This is a genomic window from Micromonospora sp. DT227, assembly GCF_049841835.1.
GTDB lineage: Bacteria > Actinomycetota > Actinomycetes > Mycobacteriales > Micromonosporaceae > Micromonospora.
Genome location: NZ_JBNCLA010000001.1, coordinates 868,066 through 886,573, shown reverse-complemented (window position 1 = coordinate 886,573; position 18,508 = coordinate 868,066). Strand labels below are relative to the sequence as shown.

At 74.0% G+C, this 18,508-nt stretch carries 17 protein-coding genes; 4 read left to right on the top strand and 13 right to left on the bottom strand.

Annotation, left to right across the window (positions count from 1 at the left end; genetic code table 11):
• Positions 1 to 42: 42 nt before the first annotated feature.
• The 6 genes from topA to ACLQ2W_RS04315 form a co-directional block, all read right to left on the bottom strand.
• Positions 43 to 2,871, bottom strand: coding sequence for a type I DNA topoisomerase (topA, locus tag ACLQ2W_RS04340; RefSeq protein ID WP_425785305.1), 2,829 nt, complete (start codon positions 2,869 to 2,871; stop codon positions 43 to 45).
• A gap of 313 nt (positions 2,872 to 3,184) precedes the next feature.
• Complete coding sequence (locus ACLQ2W_RS04335; protein WP_425785304.1) at positions 3,185 to 3,799, bottom strand: hypothetical protein; 615 nt, start codon at positions 3,797 to 3,799, stop codon at positions 3,185 to 3,187.
• Entirely contained in the window at positions 3,790 to 4,329 is a 540-nt protein-coding gene (locus tag ACLQ2W_RS04330) for a hypothetical protein (RefSeq protein WP_107154714.1), read from the bottom strand. The genes ACLQ2W_RS04335 and ACLQ2W_RS04330 overlap by 10 nt, the downstream gene beginning before the upstream one ends.
• Positions 4,330 to 4,429: 100 nt before the next feature.
• Positions 4,430 to 6,778, bottom strand: a complete 2,349-nt coding sequence (locus ACLQ2W_RS04325; protein ID WP_425785303.1) for a sodium-translocating pyrophosphatase — start codon at positions 6,776 to 6,778, stop codon at positions 4,430 to 4,432.
• A 293-nt stretch (positions 6,779 to 7,071) separates the two neighbouring features.
• A complete protein-coding gene (locus tag ACLQ2W_RS04320) occupies positions 7,072 to 7,509 on the bottom strand; it encodes an ATP-binding protein (RefSeq protein WP_107154712.1) in 438 nt (145 codons plus the stop codon).
• A complete protein-coding gene (locus tag ACLQ2W_RS04315) occupies positions 7,509 to 7,859 on the bottom strand; it encodes an STAS domain-containing protein (protein ID WP_425785302.1) in 351 nt (116 codons plus the stop codon). The genes ACLQ2W_RS04320 and ACLQ2W_RS04315 overlap by 1 nt, the downstream gene beginning before the upstream one ends.
• A 104-nt stretch (positions 7,860 to 7,963) precedes the next feature.
• Here ACLQ2W_RS04315 and ACLQ2W_RS04310 point away from each other — a divergent pair, with 104 nt between their 5' ends.
• From ACLQ2W_RS04310 to ACLQ2W_RS04300, 3 genes are all read left to right on the top strand, one after another.
• The gene (locus ACLQ2W_RS04310; RefSeq protein ID WP_425786009.1) at positions 7,964 to 10,555 is read left to right on the top strand and encodes a DEAD/DEAH box helicase; all 2,592 of its coding nucleotides are present in this window, start codon (positions 7,964 to 7,966) and stop codon (positions 10,553 to 10,555) included.
• A gap of 341 nt (positions 10,556 to 10,896) precedes the next feature.
• Positions 10,897 to 11,103, top strand: coding sequence for a hypothetical protein (locus tag ACLQ2W_RS04305; RefSeq protein WP_107154710.1), 207 nt, complete (start codon positions 10,897 to 10,899; stop codon positions 11,101 to 11,103).
• 209 nt (positions 11,104 to 11,312) lie between these two features.
• Positions 11,313 to 11,891: a hypothetical protein gene (locus ACLQ2W_RS04300; protein WP_425785301.1), complete on the top strand. Its 579-nt coding sequence runs from the start codon at positions 11,313 to 11,315 to the stop codon at positions 11,889 to 11,891.
• 140 nt (positions 11,892 to 12,031) lie between these two features.
• Here the strand turns inward: ACLQ2W_RS04300 and ACLQ2W_RS04295 are convergent, their stop codons facing one another.
• The 7 genes from ACLQ2W_RS04295 to ssd form a co-directional block, all read right to left on the bottom strand.
• Positions 12,032 to 12,391, bottom strand: coding sequence for an Rv3654c family TadE-like protein (locus ACLQ2W_RS04295; protein WP_425785300.1), 360 nt, complete (start codon positions 12,389 to 12,391; stop codon positions 12,032 to 12,034).
• 464 nt (positions 12,392 to 12,855) lie between these two features.
• Positions 12,856 to 13,266, bottom strand: coding sequence for a TadE family type IV pilus minor pilin (locus tag ACLQ2W_RS04290; protein WP_425785299.1), 411 nt, complete (start codon positions 13,264 to 13,266; stop codon positions 12,856 to 12,858).
• 59 nt (positions 13,267 to 13,325) lie between these two features.
• Entirely contained in the window at positions 13,326 to 13,493 is a 168-nt protein-coding gene (locus ACLQ2W_RS04285; protein WP_013283643.1) for a DUF4244 domain-containing protein, read from the bottom strand.
• A 23-nt stretch (positions 13,494 to 13,516) separates the two neighbouring features.
• A complete protein-coding gene (locus tag ACLQ2W_RS04280) occupies positions 13,517 to 14,245 on the bottom strand; it encodes a type II secretion system F family protein (protein ID WP_425785298.1) in 729 nt (242 codons plus the stop codon).
• Complete coding sequence (locus ACLQ2W_RS04275) at positions 14,245 to 15,093, bottom strand: type II secretion system F family protein (RefSeq protein WP_425785297.1); 849 nt, start codon at positions 15,091 to 15,093, stop codon at positions 14,245 to 14,247. The genes ACLQ2W_RS04280 and ACLQ2W_RS04275 overlap by 1 nt, the downstream gene beginning before the upstream one ends.
• Entirely contained in the window at positions 15,090 to 16,301 is a 1,212-nt protein-coding gene (locus ACLQ2W_RS04270) for a TadA family conjugal transfer-associated ATPase (protein ID WP_425785296.1), read from the bottom strand. The genes ACLQ2W_RS04275 and ACLQ2W_RS04270 overlap by 4 nt, the downstream gene beginning before the upstream one ends.
• Complete coding sequence (gene ssd / locus ACLQ2W_RS04265; protein WP_107154705.1) at positions 16,298 to 17,401, bottom strand: septum site-determining protein Ssd; 1,104 nt, start codon at positions 17,399 to 17,401, stop codon at positions 16,298 to 16,300. The genes ACLQ2W_RS04270 and ssd overlap by 4 nt, the downstream gene beginning before the upstream one ends.
• A 308-nt stretch (positions 17,402 to 17,709) precedes the next feature.
• Here ssd and ACLQ2W_RS04260 point away from each other — a divergent pair, with 308 nt between their 5' ends.
• Positions 17,710 to 18,399, top strand: coding sequence for a hypothetical protein (locus tag ACLQ2W_RS04260; protein WP_425785295.1), 690 nt, complete (start codon positions 17,710 to 17,712; stop codon positions 18,397 to 18,399).
• The last annotated feature ends 109 nt before the right edge of the window (positions 18,400 to 18,508 follow it).

Here is an 18,508-nt window from a genome sequence, read left to right as displayed (position 1 = left end):
TTGGTACGCGGCCGCCCTTCGCGGGGCGGACGCGTACCATGATCACTCCTTCGGGGTCGAGGTCGCCTTCTTCGGGGCGGCCTTCTTCGCCGGAGCCTTCTTCGCACCCGTCGTCTTCTTCACCGCAGCCGTCGTCTTCTTCGCGGCGGCGGTGGTCTTCTTCGCGGCCGTGGTCTTCTTGGCGGGGGCGGCCTTCTTGGTGGCCTTCTTCTTCGGCGCCGGGCCCTTCGCCCGCTTCTCGGCGAGCATCTCCGACGCCTCCTCCAGCGTCAGCGCCTCCGGCGTCTGCGCGCGCCGCAGCGACGCGTTGGTCTCCCCGTCCGTGACGTACGGACCGAAGCGCCCGTCCTTGATCACCAGCGGCTTCTCGGTGAGCGGGTCGACGCCCATCTCCCGCAGCGGCGGCGCGGCGGCCCGACGCTGGCGGGTCTTCGGGGCGGCCAGCAGCGCCAGCGCCTCGTCCAGCGTGACGGTGAACATCTTGTCTTCCGAGTCCAGCGAGCGGAACTCGTCACCACGCTTGACGTACGGGCCGTAGCGGCCGTTGTTGGCGAAGACCTCCCCGCCGTCCGGGGCCACGCCCACCAGCCGGGGCAGGCTGAGCAGCCGCAGCGCCTGGTCCAGCGTGAGGTCGTCCGGCGACTGCGACCGCAGCAGCGACGACTTGCGCTCCCCGCTGGCCACGTACGGGCCGTAACGGCCGGACTTCAGCAGGATCGGCTCCCCGGTCGACGGGTCGTCGCCGAGCTTGCGCTCGCCCCCGCCGCCGAGGAACAGCTCGTGCACCTTCTCCGGGGTCAGCTCGTCGGGCGCCAGGCCCTCCGGGATCGGCGCGCGGTCACCCTGGGAGCCGCCCTCCTCGCCCTCGGCCGGGGCGGCCGGCGCCTGCTGCTCGCCGGGCACCGCCCGCTGGAGGTAGGGGCCGTACCGGCCGACCCGGACGACGACCTCGCGCCCCTCGTCGTCGGTGAACAGCGGGATCGAGTTGACGCTGCGCGCGTCGATGTCGCTGAGGTTCTCGGTGACCAGCTTCTTCAGCCCACCGGCGTGCGCGATGGCCTGGTCGCCGGCGCCGTTGGCGCTGCCGAAGTAGAACGAGGTGAGGAAGTCGACCGCGGCGTGGTCGCCGCCGGCGATCTCGTCCAGCTCGTTCTCCATGCTGGCGGTGAAGTCGTAGTCGATCAGGCGCGGGTAGTGCCGCTCCATCAGCCCGATCACCGCGAACGCCAGGAACGTCGGGATCATCGCCTGGCCGCGCTTGGTGACGTACCCGCGGTCCTGGATGGTCTGCATGATCGAGGCGTACGTGGAGGGGCGGCCGATGCCCAGCTCCTCCAGCGCCTTGACCAGCGACGCTTCCGTGTAGCGCGACGGCGGCTGGGTGTGGTGGCCCTGCGCGGCCAGCTCGTCGGCGGTCAGCGGCTGGTCCTTGACCAGCGTGGGCAGCCGCCGCTCGGCGTCCTCCGCCTCGGCGTTCTCGTCGTCGCTCGACTCGACGTACGCGCGCAGGAAGCCCGGGTCGGTGATGGTCTTGCCGGTGGCGCCGAAGTCGGCCTCCTCCTGCGCGGAGGAGACGGCCCGGATGCGCACCGACACGCTGGAGCCGACCGCGTCGGTCATCTGCGAGGCGATGGTGCGCCGCCAGATCAGCTCGTAGAGCTTGAACTCCTCGCCGGACAGCTCCTTGGCCACGTCGCCCGGGGTGCGGAAGTTGTCGCCCGCCGGGCGGATCGCCTCGTGCGCCTCCTGCGCGTTCTTCACCTTGCCGGTGTAGCGGCGCGGCTCCGGCGGCACGCTGCGCTCGCCGTACAGCTCGACGATCTGCCGGCGGGCCGCCGCGATGGCGGTCTCCGACAGGTTCACCGAGTCGGTACGCATGTAGGTGATGTAGCCGTTCTCGTAGAGCCGCTGCGCGGTGCGCATCGTCTGCTGGGACGAGAACCGCATCTTGCGGGCCGCCTCCTGCTGGAGCGTGGAGGTGATGAACGGCGCGTACGGGCGACGGCGGTAGGGCTTCTCCTCGACCCGGGTGACCGCGAACGGCCGGTCCGCCAGCCGGGCGGCCAGCCCCCTGGCGCCGCCCTCGTCGAGGTGCACGACGCCCGCGCCGGCGCGCACCCGGCCGGTGGTCGGCTCGAAGTCCTTGCCGGTGGCGATCCGGTCGCCGTTCAGCGCGACGAGGGTGGCGTTGAACGTGCGCGGGCCCTCACCCGGCTTCGCCACCGCCAGGGTGGCCAGGATGTCCCAGTACTCGGCGGTGCGGAACGCCATCCGCTGGCGCTCCCGCTCGACCACGATCCGGGTCGCGACGGACTGCACCCGGCCCGCCGAGAGCTTCGGCATGACCTTCTTCCACAGCACCGGGGAGACCTCGTAGCCGTAGAGCCGGTCCAGGATGCGCCGGGCCTCCTGGGCGTCGACCAGGTCGCGGTCGATCTCCCGGGGGTTGGCCACCGCGGCCTGGATGGCCGGCTTGGTGATCTCGTGGAAGACCATCCGCTTGACCGGCACCTTGGGCTTGAGCGTCTCCACCAGGTGCCAGGCGATCGCCTCGCCCTCGCGGTCCTCGTCCGTGGCCAGGAAGATCTCGTCGACCTCCTTGGCCAGCTTCACCAGCTTGTTGATCTGCTGGCGGCGGTCGGCCGAGACCACGTAGAGCGCGTGGAAGCCGTTGTCGACGTCGACGCCGAGCCGCGCCCACGGCTCGCCCTTGTACTTCGCCGGCACGTCGGCGGCGTTGCGGGGCAGGTCCCGGACGTGGCCGAAGCTGGCCTCCACGACGTACCCCGGGCCGAGGTAGCCCGAGATCGTCTTGGCCTTCGCCGGTGACTCGACGATGACCAGACGGGTGGTTCCAGCGTTGCTCGGCACGTCTCTCCCCGACCTCACTCCTAGGCCACGCCCACTCCGGGCCGTGTTGCACCGCCCGGACCGCGGTCGGCCCGGACGTCCAACGTAACGCGCCGTCCGCGCCCCGGGTTTCGTGGGCGGCGAACCGGCCACCTCCCCGGCGGTCGCCGGCGCACCCTGCCGGACGGCGCCACCGTACACCGTGGGTAGGGCGCCGGGCGGGTCACTGTGACGATCACACACCCCCCGGCGGAGGCGGCTCCAGTCGAATTCCTGCGCAAACCGCCGCCGGGACGGTCGGCGATCGGACAGCCGGCGGGGTTGCGCCGACGGGTCAGCCGTGCGGGCCCGGCCAGTCGGCGGGCGGCGCGGCCGGCGGCCGTTCCCCCACCAGCTCCGCCAGCCGGGTCACCCGCCGCCCACCGATCCGGTACGCGGGCCCGCCCTCCCCCGGCTCCACGAACGCGGCCGGCAGTCCCACCGCGGCCAGCGCGGCGCGCACCGCCTTCCAGCACTGCTCGTCGGCGGGGCCGAGCCCGAGCCGGAACCCGGCCGGTTCGGCGGCCCCGGCCGCGGCGGCCCAGAGCCGCAACCGTCGCCCGTCGAGGTGGAACCGGGCCGGCGGTCGCTTCGCCGCGCCGTGCAGCCAGCCCCGGGCGAGCGGCGTCAGCGTGCTCGCGTACGCGGTGCGCACCCGGTACCGGCCGTCCCCGGTCGGCTCCCAGCCCGCCGGCACGCCCCGGGCACCCAGCTCGGCCACCAGCACGTGCACCCGCCAGGCCGCGTCCACCACCACGGAGAGCCGGGCCGTGCCGCCCATCCGCACCACCTCACCCGGCCCGGCGAGCAGGCCGGCGAGGTCCGCCAGCGCGGGATCGGCCGCCTCGGTGGAGAACAGCGAGGGCTGGCGGGCCGGGTTCGGATTCGGGGAGGGTGGCGTCAGCGACACTCCGGGACCTCGTCGAAGGCCTCTTTGAGTTCGGGTGAGTTGAGTTTGCTGGTGTCCAGCGCGCTCGCGTCGTACTCCTGGTTCAGCGTGTCCACGGCGGCGCGCACGCCGTCGTAGAACGGGCCGGCCTGGGCGGTGTCGAGCCGGTCGATGGTGGTCCGGGCCCGCCCGTACGCGTCCCGCATCTTGCTCAGCGAGCCACGGAACCCGGCGGAGACCTCGGGGCCGTGGTCGACCTCCGGCACGCCCGCCTCCTCGACCTTGCGTCGGGCCGTCTCGCTGGCCTGCTCCGCCCCGGCGAACAACCGCACCAGGTTCTCCTTGGCCTGCGGCGGAGTGGTCTGCGCGGTCATCTGCTGCCGGGTGCTGCTGGTCAGCTTGGAGATCTCCGCGCGCCACGGGGTGAGCGCCTGGCACACCGACGCGGCCCAGGCCCGAGGGCTGGGCCCGCCGCAGCCGGCGGCGACGAGGACCAGCGTGGCCAGGACCACCGTGAGCTTTCCGGCGGTTGCCGCCCGGCGCGTACGCATGCGATGCAGCGTACGACCTCCGGGGGGAACCGCCACCGGTCAGGTTTCGCGCACGGGACGGTTCCCGGCCGACCGGGGCCGGCCGGGAACCGTCCCGAGGTCAGGCGCCCACCGTCTCCGGGTGCTGGTCCGAGGTGCCCGCACCGTGGTCCGAGCTGTCCATCACCACGCCCTTGCGCTTGCTGAACACCACCGCCGCCGCGATGATCAGCGCGGCCACCACGGCGATCGTGATCCGCAGCGCGGGGTTCTTGTCGTCGCCCACGCTCCAGGCCACCACGGCCGGCGCGATCAGCAGCGAGACCAGGTTCATCACCTTGATCAGCGGGTTGATCGCCGGGCCGGCGGTGTCCTTGAACGGGTCGCCGACCGTGTCGCCGATGACGGTGGCGGCGTGCGCCTCGGAGCCCTTGCCGCCGTACGCGCCGTCCTCGACGAGCTTCTTGGCGTTGTCCCAGGCGCCGCCGGAGTTGGACAGGAAGACCGCCATCAGGGTGCCCGCGCCGATCGCGCCGGCCAGGTACGACGCCAGCGCGCCCGGGCCGAGGCCGAAGCCGACCGCGATCGGGGCCAGGATGGCCAGCAGGCCGGGGGTCAGCAGCTCGCGCTGCGCGTCCCGGGTGCAGATGTCCACGACCTTGCCGTACTCGGGCCGCTGGGTGCGGTCCATGATGCCGGGCAGCTCGCGGAACTGCCGGCGGACCTCCATCACCACGGCGCCGGCCGAGCGGGAGACCGCGTTGATGGCCAGACCGGAGAAGAGGAAGACCACGGCCGCGCCGATGATCAGGCCGACCAGGTTGCGCGGGTTGGCCACGTTCAGCGCGTTGAGGATCTCGGTGCCGACGTCGCCCACACCCGCGTCGGAGTACGAGGTCCGCAGCGTGTCGGTGTACGAGCCGAACAGCGCGGTCGCGGCCAGCACCGCGGTGGCGATCGCGATGCCCTTGGTGATCGCCTTGGTGGTGTTGCCGACCGCGTCCAGCTCGGTCAGCGTGCGCGCGCCGTGCTCGTCGATGTCGCCGGACATCTCGGCCACACCCTGCGCGTTGTCCGAGATCGGGCCGAACGTGTCCATCGCGACGATGACGCCGACGGTGGTGAGCAGGCCGGTGCCGGCCAGCGCGACCGCGAACAGCGACAGCGTGATCGAGCTACCGCCGAGCAGGAACGCGCCGAAGACGCCGGCGCCGATCAGCAGCGCCGAGTAGACAGCCGACTCCAGGCCGATGCTGATGCCGGCCAGGATGACGGTGGCGGCACCGGTCTGCGAGCTCTTGCCGATGTCCTGCACCGGGCGCCGGTTGGTCTCGGTGAAGTAGCCGGTCAGCGCCTGGATCGCGGCGGCCAGCACGATGCCGATCACGACCGCGCCGATGGCCACCAGCCGCGGGTTGCGGTCGACGTCGGTCAGCCCGCCCTCCAGCTCGCCGAACGTGGCCGGCAGGTACGCGAACGCGGCGATCGACACCAGCACCGCGGAGATCACCGCGGAGAGGTAGAAGGCCCGGTTGATCGCGGTCAGGCCGTTGCGGTCGCTGGCGCGCAGCCGGGTGATGAACACGCCGACGATGGCGACCAGCACGCCGATGGTGGAGATGATCAGCGGGAAGACCAGGCCGTCCTCGCCGAACGCGGCCCGGCCCAGGATCAGCGCGGCGACCAGCGTGACCGCGTACGACTCGAACAGGTCGGCGGCCATGCCGGCGCAGTCGCCGACGTTGTCGCCCACGTTGTCGGCGATGGTCGCGGCGTTGCGCGGGTCGTCCTCCGGGATGCCCTGCTCGACCTTGCCGACCAGGTCCGCGCCGACGTCCGCGGCCTTGGTGAAGATGCCGCCACCGACCCGCATGAACATGGCCAGCAGCGCGGCGCCGAAGCCGAAGCCCTCCAGCACGGTCGGCGCGTCGCCCCGGAACAGGATGACGACGAGCGCCGCACCGAACAGGCCGAGGCCGACGGTGAGGAAGCCGACCACGCCGCCGGTGCGGAAGGCGATCTTCATGGCGCCCTCACGGCCACCTTCGCGCTCCCGCGCGGCGGCGGCGACCCGCAGGTTGGCGCGAGTGGCCAGCCACATGCCGGCGCCGCCGATGAACGCGCTGAACAGCGCACCCACCACGAAGAACGCCAACCGGCCGATCTTCACCAGCGTCTGGTTCCCGTCGGTGTCGTGCACCGGCAGCAGGAACAGCAGCACGACGGCGATCACCACGAAGATCGCCAGGGTGCGGAACTGCCGCAGCAGGTACGCCGACGCGCCCTCCTGCACCGCCCCGGAGATCTCCTGCATGTTGGTGGTTCCCGTACCGGCTGCCAGTACCGCCTTGGTCAAGGCGGCGGCGAAGACGAGCGCCACCAGCGCGATGACCGCGGCGATGACGACGTACGTCACGTTGGCTCCGGTAAGGGACAGTGCGCCGCCGTCGGCGGCCAAGGTCCCGGACATCTGTGTCCTCCTGTACCGAACACTCGCGTCGGCTCGTGGAGACGCACGGCCGACGCCTGGATGCGAACTCGCCAGCGCGCGCCATCGACCCGTTCCCGCTGGCTGCGGGGAGCGATCACTTGCTGACAACCCGGGTACTGTAGCCCTCCGGCGTGGTGAGGGTCACACGGAGGGGGCACCGTGTCTCGATGATCTTCGTAACTGTGTTATGCGAGGAAATCTGATATACGGGCCGGTCAACACGACGAGGCCGCGCTCCCCGTGCGGGGAACGCGGCCTGCGGAACGATCGGATCAGCCGCGGCCGGTCGGCCAGGCCATCCGGACCTCGGTGCCGACACCCTCGTCGACCGGGCGGACCTGGAGGTCCTCCACGAAACCGGCGAGCAGGGCGAACCCCACGCCGGTGGTGAGCGCGTCCTCGCTGAGCGACTCCTTCGCCAGCTCGTCCGGGCCGAGCGCGGCCAACCCGAGACCCGCCTCGATCGGGGCCCGGTCCACCACCCGCACCGTGTACGGCCCGCCGTCGGACATCTCCACGTAGACCAGCTCCGCCAGCCCGTACTGCCGGTGCAGCGCGACCGCCCGGGTGCACGCCTCACCGATGGCCAGCCGCACCTCGTCGAGCAGGTCCTCGCGGACCCCGGCCCGCCGGGCCACCGCGACACCGACCAGGCGGGCGGTGCGCACGTGCACCGGCGCCGGTGAGAAGGAGAGCTTGACGGTGGCCATCACGCGCCGGTGGTGTCGGCGGCGATAGCCGCGTCGACCGTCGGGTGCAGCGGGAAGACCTGATCCAGGGCGGTGATGCGGAAGATCTTGAGTAGCGGCTCCTTGTCGCAGACCAGCGCGAACGAGCCGCTGGCCGACCGGAGCCGCTTGAGCGCGCCGACCAACACGCCGAGGCCGGTCGAGTCGAGGAAGTCCACCCGACCCAGGTCCACCACCACGTGGCGGGCCCCACCGTCGATCAGCTCGATGAGCCGTTCCCGCAGGCGGGGTGCGGTGTAGACATCCACCTCACCGCCGACCTCGAGCACCGTGTGCTCCCCCACGGTGTGGGTCGCCAGCGACAGCTCCATCGGCCCCTCCTCGGTAAACTCTCCTGGGCATCTAACCATCCCCCCGTGCGACCGCTTCGGGTCACCGGCCCGGCCCTCCCCATACCCCGACCCGACGGTTCCCAATTCCGAACACCAGTGCGAGAGTGCAGGACGTGACCGACGACAGCCCCGGCCCGAGGCGTACGCCGGACGAGCTGCTGCGCCGGTTGCGGCTGCGCCACGCCACCGACCCGGTCACCCACGTCGAGCGGGTGCCGGCCCGCGTCGGCGAGCCGGCACCGTGGCCCGACTGGGCGCCCGCGGAGCTGCGGGCGGCGTTCGCGCGACGCGGCGTGGTCGCGCCGTGGCGGCACCAGGCCGAGGCCGCCGAGCTGGCGTACGCGGGGCAGCACGTCGTCGTCGCCACCGGCACGGCGTCCGGCAAGTCGCTGGCGTACCAGCTTCCCGCGCTGAGCACGCTGCTCGCCGACCCGCGCGCCACGGTGCTCTACCTGGCCCCGACCAAGGCGCTCGCCGCCGACCAGCTCCGCGCCGTCGCCGGCCTGGACCTCGACGGGGTACGCCCGGCCACCTACGACGGCGACACCCCGCGCACCGAACGGGAGTGGATCCGTCGGCACGCCCGGTTCGTGCTCACCAACCCGGACATGCTGCACCACGGCGTCCTGCCCGGGCACGCCCACTGGTCCGGCTTCCTGCGCCGGCTCGCGTACGTGGTCGTCGACGAGTGCCACACCTACCGGGGCGTCTTCGGCTCACACGTCGCGCACGTGCTGCGGCGGTTGCGTCGACAGTGCGCCCGCTTCGGGCGTACGCCGGTGTTCCTGCTGGCCTCGGCCACGTCGGGCGACCCGGCGACGGCGGCCGGGCGGCTCACCGGCCTGCCCGTCACCGCCGTCACCGAGGACACGTCGCCGCGCGGCGGGGTGGCGTTCGCGCTCTGGGAGCCGCCGCTGCTGCCGCCCACGGATTCGTCCGTCGACGCTGATCTCGTCCAGGTCCGGCGCTCCGCGCTCCGGGAGACCGCCGACCTGCTCGCCGACAGCGTGGTCGAGGGGGTACGCACGCTCGCCTTCGTCAGGTCCCGCAAGGGCGCCGAGGTGGTCGCCGCGAACGCGCGGCGGTCGCTCGACGAGGCGGTGCCGGGGCTGGGCGACCGGGTCGCCGCCTACCGGGCCGGCTACCTGCGCGAGGAGCGACGCGAGCTGGAACGGGCGCTGCTGCACGGCGACCTGCTCGGGCTCGCCTCCACCAACGCGCTCGAACTCGGCGTCGACCTGGTCGGGCTGGACGCGGTGCTGATCTGCGGCTGGCCCGGCACCCGCGCCTCGCTCTGGCAGCAGGCCGGCCGGGCCGGGCGCTCCGGCGACGAGGCGCTCGCGGTGCTGGTGGCCCGCGACGACCCGCTCGACACCTACCTCGTGCACCACCCGGAGGCGCTGTTCGGGCGTCCCGTCGAGGCCACCGTGCTCGACCCGGCCAACCCGTACGTGCTCGCGCCGCAACTCGCCTGCGCCGCGCACGAGGCCCCGCTCACCGCCGCCGACCTGGACCTGTTCGGCGACGGCGCGAAGGAGGCGGTGGACTCGCTGGTCGAGGCGGGCGCGCTGCGGCAGCGGCCCACCGGCTGGTACTGGCGGCACCGGGAACGCCCCGAGGTGGACCTGCGCGGCGAGGGCGGCGCGCCGGTCTGCGTGGTCGAGGAGTCCACCGGGCGGCTGCTCGGCACCGTCGACGGCGGCTCCGCGCACTTCCTGCTCCACACCGGCGCGGTCTACCTGCACCAGGGCGTGTCGTACGTGGTCGACACCCTCGACCTGGCCGACGGGTGCGCGCTGGTGCACACCGAGGAGCCGGACTGGTCCACCCACGCCCGCGACGTCACCTCGCTGTCCGTGGTGTCCGTCCGCTCGTACGTCGACGCCGGCCCGGTCGGGCTGTTCCTCGGCGAGGTGGACGTGACCAGCCAGGTGGTGTCGTACCAGCGCCGGCGTATCGCCACCGGCGAGGTGATCGACACCCGCCCGCTGGACCTGCCCGCGCGCGAGCTGCGTACGGTCGCGGTCTGGTTCACGCTCTCGCCGGAGTCGCTGGCTCGTGCCGGCGTCGAGGTCGCCGACGTGCCGGGCGCGCTGCACGCCGCCGAGCACGCCGCGATCGGCCTGTTGCCGCTGATGGCGACGTGCGACCGCTGGGACATCGGCGGGTTGTCGACCGCCCTGCACCCGGACACCGAGGCCCCGACCGTGTTCGTCTACGACGGTCACCCCGGCGGGGCGGGTTTCGCCGAGCGCGCGTACCGGACGGCCGCCGCCTGGCTGCGCGCCACCCGCGACGCGATCGTCGAGTGCGGGTGCGAGACCGGCTGCCCGTCCTGCGTCCAGTCCCCGAAGTGCGGAAACGGCAACAACCCGCTGGCCAAGCCGGAAGCCGTCAAGGTCCTCGACGTGGTGCTCACCAACCTCGCCGCCGCGTCGAGCACCGCGACGGCCGTCAACGCGGCGGCCGTCGACGCGGCGGCCAGCGACGCGGCGAGCGTCCGTGCGGCGGGCGTCCATACGGTGGGCGTCCATGCGACGGCGGGTGGTGGCTTGTCGGGTGACGCCGCGGCGGATGACGAGTCGGGGCCGGGGGCGGAGCGCGACGGGGTGCTGCCACGGCAGGACGACCGGGCAGCCCGGCGATCGGCGACCGACCGCATCACGACGGACTGACCTCGCCGCACCACTCGTCACCACCTCGGCCCACCGAGGCGGTGACACCAGCGAGCGAGGACTGTTCCCGCCCCCCGACGCGCCGCCCCATGCTCGACCAGCGCAGACCCCGCCCGCCCCGTCGATCTTGCAGTTTCGGCCCACGCCGCGCCCTGTTTGTCCAATACGCCTGGGCGCAAGATGCAAGATCGACGGGCGGGTTGGTGGGAGGAGTGAGTCTGGTGGGTGGGACGGGTGCATGAGGATGGGTGTCACGGGGCATTGATGTATGGGAGCGCTTCCATGCATCATTCCGGTAGCGCAGACGCGACCCCGAGACCCGTCCCGCCGGAGGTGCCGCCGTGGCCGACACGATCGCCGAGACCGTCGAGCTGCTCTACACCATCGACCAGGAAAGCCTCACCCCGGACCAGCAGATAGCGCTGGGTACCGCGCTGGCGAATTTGGCCCAGGCGGAGCGGCTGGACCAGATCAACGAACGCCTGCGCGGTATCCACCAGGTGCTCAACACGTGGGCGATGAAGGCCACGGTCGACGGCGGACGCTGACCGCCCGTCGCGGCACGAACCGCTGTGCGAGTGAGCGCGGACGGGCCGGGTGGCGTCTCGCCAGCTCACCGGGAGGACGGTGTCGGACGATGACCGGCACCGTCACTTCGGTGTGCGGGAGTCGATCAAGGTCACCGTCAGGGCTGACCAGCGGTACGCGCTGGTGGCGGCGTTGTGCGAGACTCCGGCGACCCCTCGAAGGAGATCAGATGTCGCTCGACAGCCTGCAGGCCCAGCACCGGTTCATCGTCCGCCAGCGGATCCGGATGATGGTCAACCAGTACGAGGTGCACGCCATGGCACCGGACGGCTCCGAGGGCGGGCTGCTCGCGTTCGCGCAGCAGAAGCGGCTCGCCTTCAAGGAGCAGGTCACCATCTACACCGACGACACCAAGCAGTACCCCCTGCTCGGGTTCAAGGCCCGCCAACGGCTCGACCTCGGCGCCACCTACGACGTGACCGACCACGCCGGCACCCCGATCGGCCTGTTCCGCAAGGACTTCGCCCAGTCGCTGCTGCGTTCGACCTGGCACGTCGAGCAGCCCGGTCTGCCGCCCGCGACGGGACAGGAGCGCAGCCTGCCGGTGGCGCTGCTGCGCCGCTTCGTCGACTCGCTCTCCTGGCTGCCCTACCACTTCGACTTCCTGGCCGGCGGCCAGCCGGTGTTCTCGGTCGACAAGAAGTGGGGCCTGCGCGACCGGTACGTCGTCGACATCCACCACCCGCACATCGACCGTCGCCTGGTCATCGCCATGGCGGTGGGCCTGGACGCGCTCCAGTCCCGCTGACGCCGGCGTCGACCGGTGCGGCCCGTCACGGCGGGCTCCACCGGTCGACCGCCGGGTGGGCTCCGCCGCCCGGCCGCCGGTAGCGAAACCAGTGTCGTCAGGCAGGCGGCAGGCGGCAGGCGGCAGGCGGCAGGCGATGGTCATGGCGCGACGGCGAGTTCGCGCGACGGGCCGGCCCGGGACGTGGCGGTGGCGACGCGGGTCAACCCGGGTAGCGGCGCGACCCGTACCTGCGCCGTGACGATCAGGTCGAGGCCGTCGACCCGGCACCCGGTCATCCGGCCGGCGTTGGCGGACACCAGCGCGTCGGCCGACCCGCAGGCGGCGTCCGCCCCGTCGAGCACCAGGCTCGCGCCCGCGAGGGCGCCGAAGTCGGCCGCCACCCGGGCCTGATGGCGCGCGCAGCGGGCGGCCCCGAGCCCGGCACCGAACAGCCCCACGAGCACGAACACCAGGCCGATGGCGAGCAGGCACACGGTCGCCCCGCCCCGCTCGTCCACCGACCAGCCGGTGGGCCGTCCGTGTGCGTGCGGTTCACCAAGGCTCGACCCGTCAGCGCTCGGCCCGGCAAGGCTCGGCCTGTCAGGGCTCAGCTCGGCAAGGCTCGGCTTGTCAGGGCTCGACCCGTCAGGGCTCGGCTTGTCAGGGCTCGACCCGTCAGGGCTCGGCCCGGCAAGGCTCGGCTTGTCAGGGCTCAGTCCGGCAAGGTCTGGCCTGTCAGGGCTCGGCCCGGCGAGGTCCGGCTCGGCGAGGCCCAGCCCGGCAGGGCCCGCTCCGGCAAGGTGCGGCCCGGCGGGGTCCGACAATTCATCCGGGTGCGGCTCACGGTCGGCCGAGCTGACGGTCGGTGACAAGGTCCCCAGCTTCTCCAGCGTCCCCAGCCGCCCTGGCGTTTCCGGCGTAGCCGGCCTTCCCGACTTCTCCAGCGTTCCCGGCTTCTCCGGCGTTGGCGGCGTTGGCGGCGTCACGACACCGGCCCGGGAGCGCCGGGTTCCACGGCGGCCACCGCGACGCCGGAGACGGTCGACCGGGGCAGCCTCGTGCCGAACGTCCGGATGGGTGCCCGGACGGTCGCGATCACCCGGTCACCGGTCACGGTCAACGTCACCTCCGCGCCCGCCGGGGCGTACCGGGCGGCGGCTGGTGGGCCGGGCTCGCCCCGCGCGGCGGCGAGTGCCGCTTCCCGGGCCGCGTCGACGCAGCCGGCACGCGTGGTCACCGCGTCGACCGCGGTGAGGCCGGCGACGAGCAGGAACATCAACGCCGGCAGACCGACCGCCAGCTCGGCGGTGAACGACCCCCGTTCCCGGGCGTCCCAGTGGCGACGGTGGGCGGTGCCACACCGGACGCCGTACGGCGCCCCACCACTCGCCACCGGGGCGGCCGGAACGCAGGCGCACCGGCCACGGTGACGGCCGGCCCACCGGCGCCCGGTCACTTCAAGGCCCGGTCGATGACAGCGGTCAGCGCGGACTGCACGTTCCCGGAGGTGAGCACCTTCAGCAGGATGCCGGCGAAGGCGACCGCCGCGAGGGTGCCCACGGCGTACTCCGCGGTGTTCATGCCGGCGTCACCCCGCAGTCGGGTGAGGAGCTTGCGCATGTCGTACGTCCCTTCTCGATGGTTCACAGCACGTCGCCGAGGACGGCGACGATCACCGGCACCAGACCGGCGAGAATGAAGGCGGGCAGGAAGCACAGCCCGAGCGGCAACACGATGAGCACGCCCGCTCGTCGGGCCGCCGCCTCGGCCGCGGTCGAGCGCTCCGCCCGCAGGTCGTCCGCGAGTCGGGTGAGCGCGCCGGCCAGCGCGGCGCCACTGTTCGACGAGCGGACCGCGGCGGTCACCAGGCTTTCCGCCCCGGAGACCGGGCGCAGGTGCGCCCACGCCTCGGTCGCCGTACCGCCCAGGCCCAGCGTGCGGCCCACCCGGCCGAGCCGGTCCGCGAGTGGCCCGCCGAGCGCCTCGGCGACCGCGAGCGCCGAGCGGTCGACAGGTGCGCCGGCCCGGAGCGCCGCTGCCAGCAGATCGGCGGCGAGCGGCAGGTCCGCGGTTTCGCGCAAGCGACGCTCCCGTACGGCGCGGGGCTCGATCCGGCGCAGCAGAAGGTCGGCGGCCACACCGGCCAGCAGACCGGTGAGCAGACCGGCCCAGCCACCGGCGACCACCGCCACGGCCACGGCGGTCAGGCCGGCACCCAGCCGGATCCGGTCCGGCCACCAGCTCGGGCGGCCTTGCCGAGGGGTGGGTGCGAGCCGGCGCAGCCGCCGGACCGGCCGGGCGGTGGCCCCGGTGACGAGCAGGAGGGAAGCGGCGCCGCCGAGGCAGACGGCGGCGACCACCTGGCGGGACATCAGGCCGCCCGCCCTGGCCCGGCGCCGAGCCGTTCCGCCCAGAGCAGCCCGCCCACCTGGAGGGCCACGGCCGCCACGGCGCTGCCACCGCCCACCGGCGTGTGCAGGAGCACGGCCACCGGGTCGACGCCGATGGCGTAGCCGAGACCGATCCCGCCGAGCGGCAGGGCGGCCAGCAGCCACGCCGTCGCCCGCGCCCCGGCGGCCTGGGCGGCGGCAGCGGCGAGCCCTCGGTCGGCCGCGCGGGCGTCGGCTTCGATCCGTTCGAGCAGGTCGGCCAGCGGCGCTCCGGTCCGGTCGGCAAGTCGCACCGCGGCCCGGGTCAGCCGCGCGATCCGCCCCGTACCGTTGTCGAGCAGGTGGCCGGTGGGCAGACCGGCCCGCAGATCGGCGGCGACGGCACCGAGCCGGTCGAGATTACGACGGTGCTCCGACTGGGCGGCCTGCCGGGTGCGCCTGCGTACCGCCGCCCGGGCCGCGAGCGTGCCGTAGCCGGCGAGTGCCAGCGCGGCCACCGGACCACCGAGGAGCGCCCCCACCCCGCCACCGAGCAGCGCCGCCGCCGGCAGGGCCCGCCGCACGGAGACGGTCCGGAACGCAGCCAGACCCGTCGACGTCGAGGCGGGCCGCCGGTCAGGGGCCGGCCGCGTCGGGAACGCGGCCCGACCGCCCGACGTCGAGGCGGGCCGCCGGTCAGGGGTGGGCCGGCGGCCGGGACCGGGTCCCGGGTCGAGAACGGCCCGCTGTCGGGTCCGGCCGGCGCGTACCGGCCAGCCGACCGTCACCGCGGCACCGATCAGCAGCACGACCACCAGCCCGAGCTGGCCGGTCACGAGCTGGCCGATCACGAGGGGCCTGCCGCGTCGGGCCAGACCGCGCAGAGGATCGGCGGCACGGGCACGCCCCGCTCGCGCAGCAGGTTGCCGAGCGGCCGGGCGGCCAGGCCGAGACCACGGCCCCGGATCCAGGCCGGAACAACTGTCACCACCCGGTCGGGGCCACCCGGCAGGAGCAGGCCGATCGAGTCGAGCACCCGCCCCTCACCGGTCCGGCGTACCTGAAGGACGACCTGCAGGGCGGCGGCGACCTGGGCGTGCAACGCGATCCGCGGCAGCCCGCCGAGCATCCCGAGCGCCTCCAGTCGGGCGGGCACATCCGCCGGGGCGTTGGCGTGCAGCGTCCCCGCCCCGCCGTCGTGGCCGGTGTTCAACGCGGCCAGCAGGTCGACCACCTCGGCGCCCCGGCACTCACCCACCACGAGCCGGTCCGGTCGCATCCGGAGCGCCTGCCGGACCAGGTCGCTGAGGCCGACCGCGCCGACGCCCTCGACGTTCGCGGTGCGCGCCTGCAACCCGATCACGTGCGGGTGCACCGGGCGCAGCTCGGCGGCGTCCTCCACCAGCACGATCCGCTCGGTGCCGGGCACCAGCCCGAGCAACGTGTTGAGCAGCGTGGTCTTGCCGGAGCCGGTGCCGCCGGTCACCAGGTACGCGAGCCGGGCGGCCACCACCGCGTCGAGCAGCGGGGCGACCGGCCGGGGCACGGTGCCGTGGTCGACCAGTTCCGCCAGCGTGAACGGCCGTTGCCGGAAGGTACGCAGCGACAGGTAGGGGCCGTCGGTCGCCACCGGTGGCAGCACGGCGTGCAGCCGGGTGCCGTCCGGTAGTCGCGCGTCGGCGTAGGGCGAGGCGTCGTCCAGCCGGCGACCGGCCGCCGCGGTCAACCGCTGCGCCAACCGGCGTACGTCGTCGACCGTGCCGAGCGGCACGGCCACCTGGTGCAGGCCTCGCCCCCGGTCGACCCAGACCCGGACGCCGTTCACCAGCACGTCGGTGACCTGCGGGTCGGCGAGGAGCGGCGCGAGCGGGCCGGCACCGACGAGGTCGTCGTGCACCCGGTCGGCGATCCGCAGCAGAGTGGTGTCGCCGAGCACGCCAGCTCCCGGCTCGGCGCGTACCGCGGAGACCACCGCGGCGGAGGTGACCGGGGTGGCGTCGGCGGCGAAGCGGTGCCGGACGCGGGCGGCCAGCTCTCCCGGATCGGCCGGGCCGGTCACGCCGCGCCCGCCGCGGACCGACCGGTCAGCTCGTCGACGAGCCGCTGGCACAGCACGGCGAGCGGGCCCTTGCCGGTGGCGCCCGGGGCCTCGCCGCGCTCCAGCCCCCGGCACAGGCCGGGCTCCGGCCGGAGCGTGCCGGCGAGCGGCAGGCCGAGCGCGCGGGCCACCTCGGCCGCCCGGAGCCGGCCCGGAGCCGGGCCGCGCACGATCACCGAGAGGTCGGCGCACTGGGGTGCCACCACGGCGGCCACCCGGGCCGCGGCGGCGGTGGCACGCAGCTCCGCGGGCACCACGAGGAACGCGCGGTCGGCCGCCTGGAGGGCGATCACCGCCGCGTCGTCGAGATGCCGGGGCAGGTCGAGCACGACCAGGTCCCGCCCGCGCCGGCCGGCGTCGACAGTGGCGGCCATCGCCTCGGCCGGCAGGTGCCGCAGGTCCCCCCGGTCCCACGAGAGCACCACCAGGTCGCCACGGCTGGGCAGCGCGCGGACCAGCGACGGTGGATCCACCCGGCCGTCGGCACCGGCCAGTTCGGGCCAGCGCAACCCGTCGAGTTGCTCCCACCCGAGCACCAGATCGAGGCCGCCGCCCAACGGGTCGGCGTCGACCAGGAGCGTGCGGAGCCGGGCCCGGGCCGCACTGACCGCGAGCCCTCCGGCGAGCACGCTGGCTCCCGCGCCACCGCGCCCGCCGAGCACCGCCACGACCCGACCCGGGCCCGCGCCGACCGGCCCGGTCACGCACTCGGCGAACCGGTCGACCAGCCAGGGTTCCGCCGCGGGCAGCGCCGCGACATGCTCGGCGCCGATCAGCTCGGCCAACTCCGTACCCGGATCGAGCTGTCCGGAGCGCCCGACCAGCACGGTGCGCGGACGCCGCGGCAGGCGGGCCCGCAGGCAGGCCGCGGCCTGGTCGGCGCCGACCAGCACCAGCGGAGCGGGCGCCCAGCGGGCACGGGCGGCCGCCGGGTCGGCCGCCAGCTCGACCTCGGTGCCGCCGGCCGCGGCCAGGCGCAACAGCTCGTCGAGCAGGTCACCGTCGGCCGTGACGAGCAACGGCAGTCGACGGTACGGCGGAAGCGGGGTGCGGGGCGCCATGGCGGCCTCCAACGGTCAGACTCGGACGTGCCGTGGTGGAGCCTGCCCATCGGGCCGACCGTGCGGGCGCCGGGACCGCTCGCCTGTGGACAACAAAGGGGCTTGTGGACAGACCTCGCCGAACGAGTCGATCTGCTATGCGTCCACGCGGCCGGATCGGCGGGGAACGTTGCCCGGACGACTGGTCCGCCCCAGCTCACCGGCCGGAACCGGTGGCCCCGCCAGCCATTGACTGGGAACGCTGCCCGTCCCGCATAATCGGAGCCCCCTGCCGTGGAACGGACGGCACCGCTCGCGGGATCGAGGCCATGACCGATTCACCGCACGGCACCGGAATCCCGTCCGGCCGACGCCGCGCCCGGCCGGCCCCGCCGAGCGGCGGCGGGGCCTGGCTCCGCGACCCGTCCCCGGCCACGCTCGCCTCGGTGGCGATCGGGGTCATGGTGGTGGTGCTGGCCGGCACGCTCAGCTTCTTCGCCATGCCGCGCCGCCCCGACCTGCCGCCGCCCGGCGGCGCCGAGGCGATCCTGGCCTCGCCCGGCACGCCGGCCGCGGACCTGGCGACCGAGTCGTACTCCCCGGCGCCCGTGTCGCTCTCTACCCGCGCGGCGCTGCCGACCCGCGCGTCCGCCCCGCCCCGCCGCACCACTCCGACCGCCCGACCATCGGCGCCGAAGCCGTCGGCCAGCCGGACGACGCCGCCGGTGTCCCGGCCCGGCGAACTCACCCCGCTGCCGGCGTCCCGGGAGGCGACGCTGCGCTCCAGCGGGGGCGGGCCGGAGACTTTCGTCGACTTCGTCAACGCCCGGACCGCGCCCGTGGTCGTCAACTGGCTGGGCTACGACGGCCGACGCCAGCGGTACGCGGTGCTCCAGGCGGGGCAGTCCTACCGGCAGCAGACGTACGTGGGCCATCCGTGGGTGGTGACCGACGAGCAGGGCCGAGGGCTCGTCTGCTTCGAGCCGGCCGGGCAGACGCTGCGCGCCGTGATCCGCTGACCGTCCCTTTCGGACGCTTCGTCCTCGCGGTGTAACGACATCACCACTCCGTGCGGTAATTGATCGACAGCAACTTTCGGGCGGTACGACCGCCCAGCTGTCTCACCGA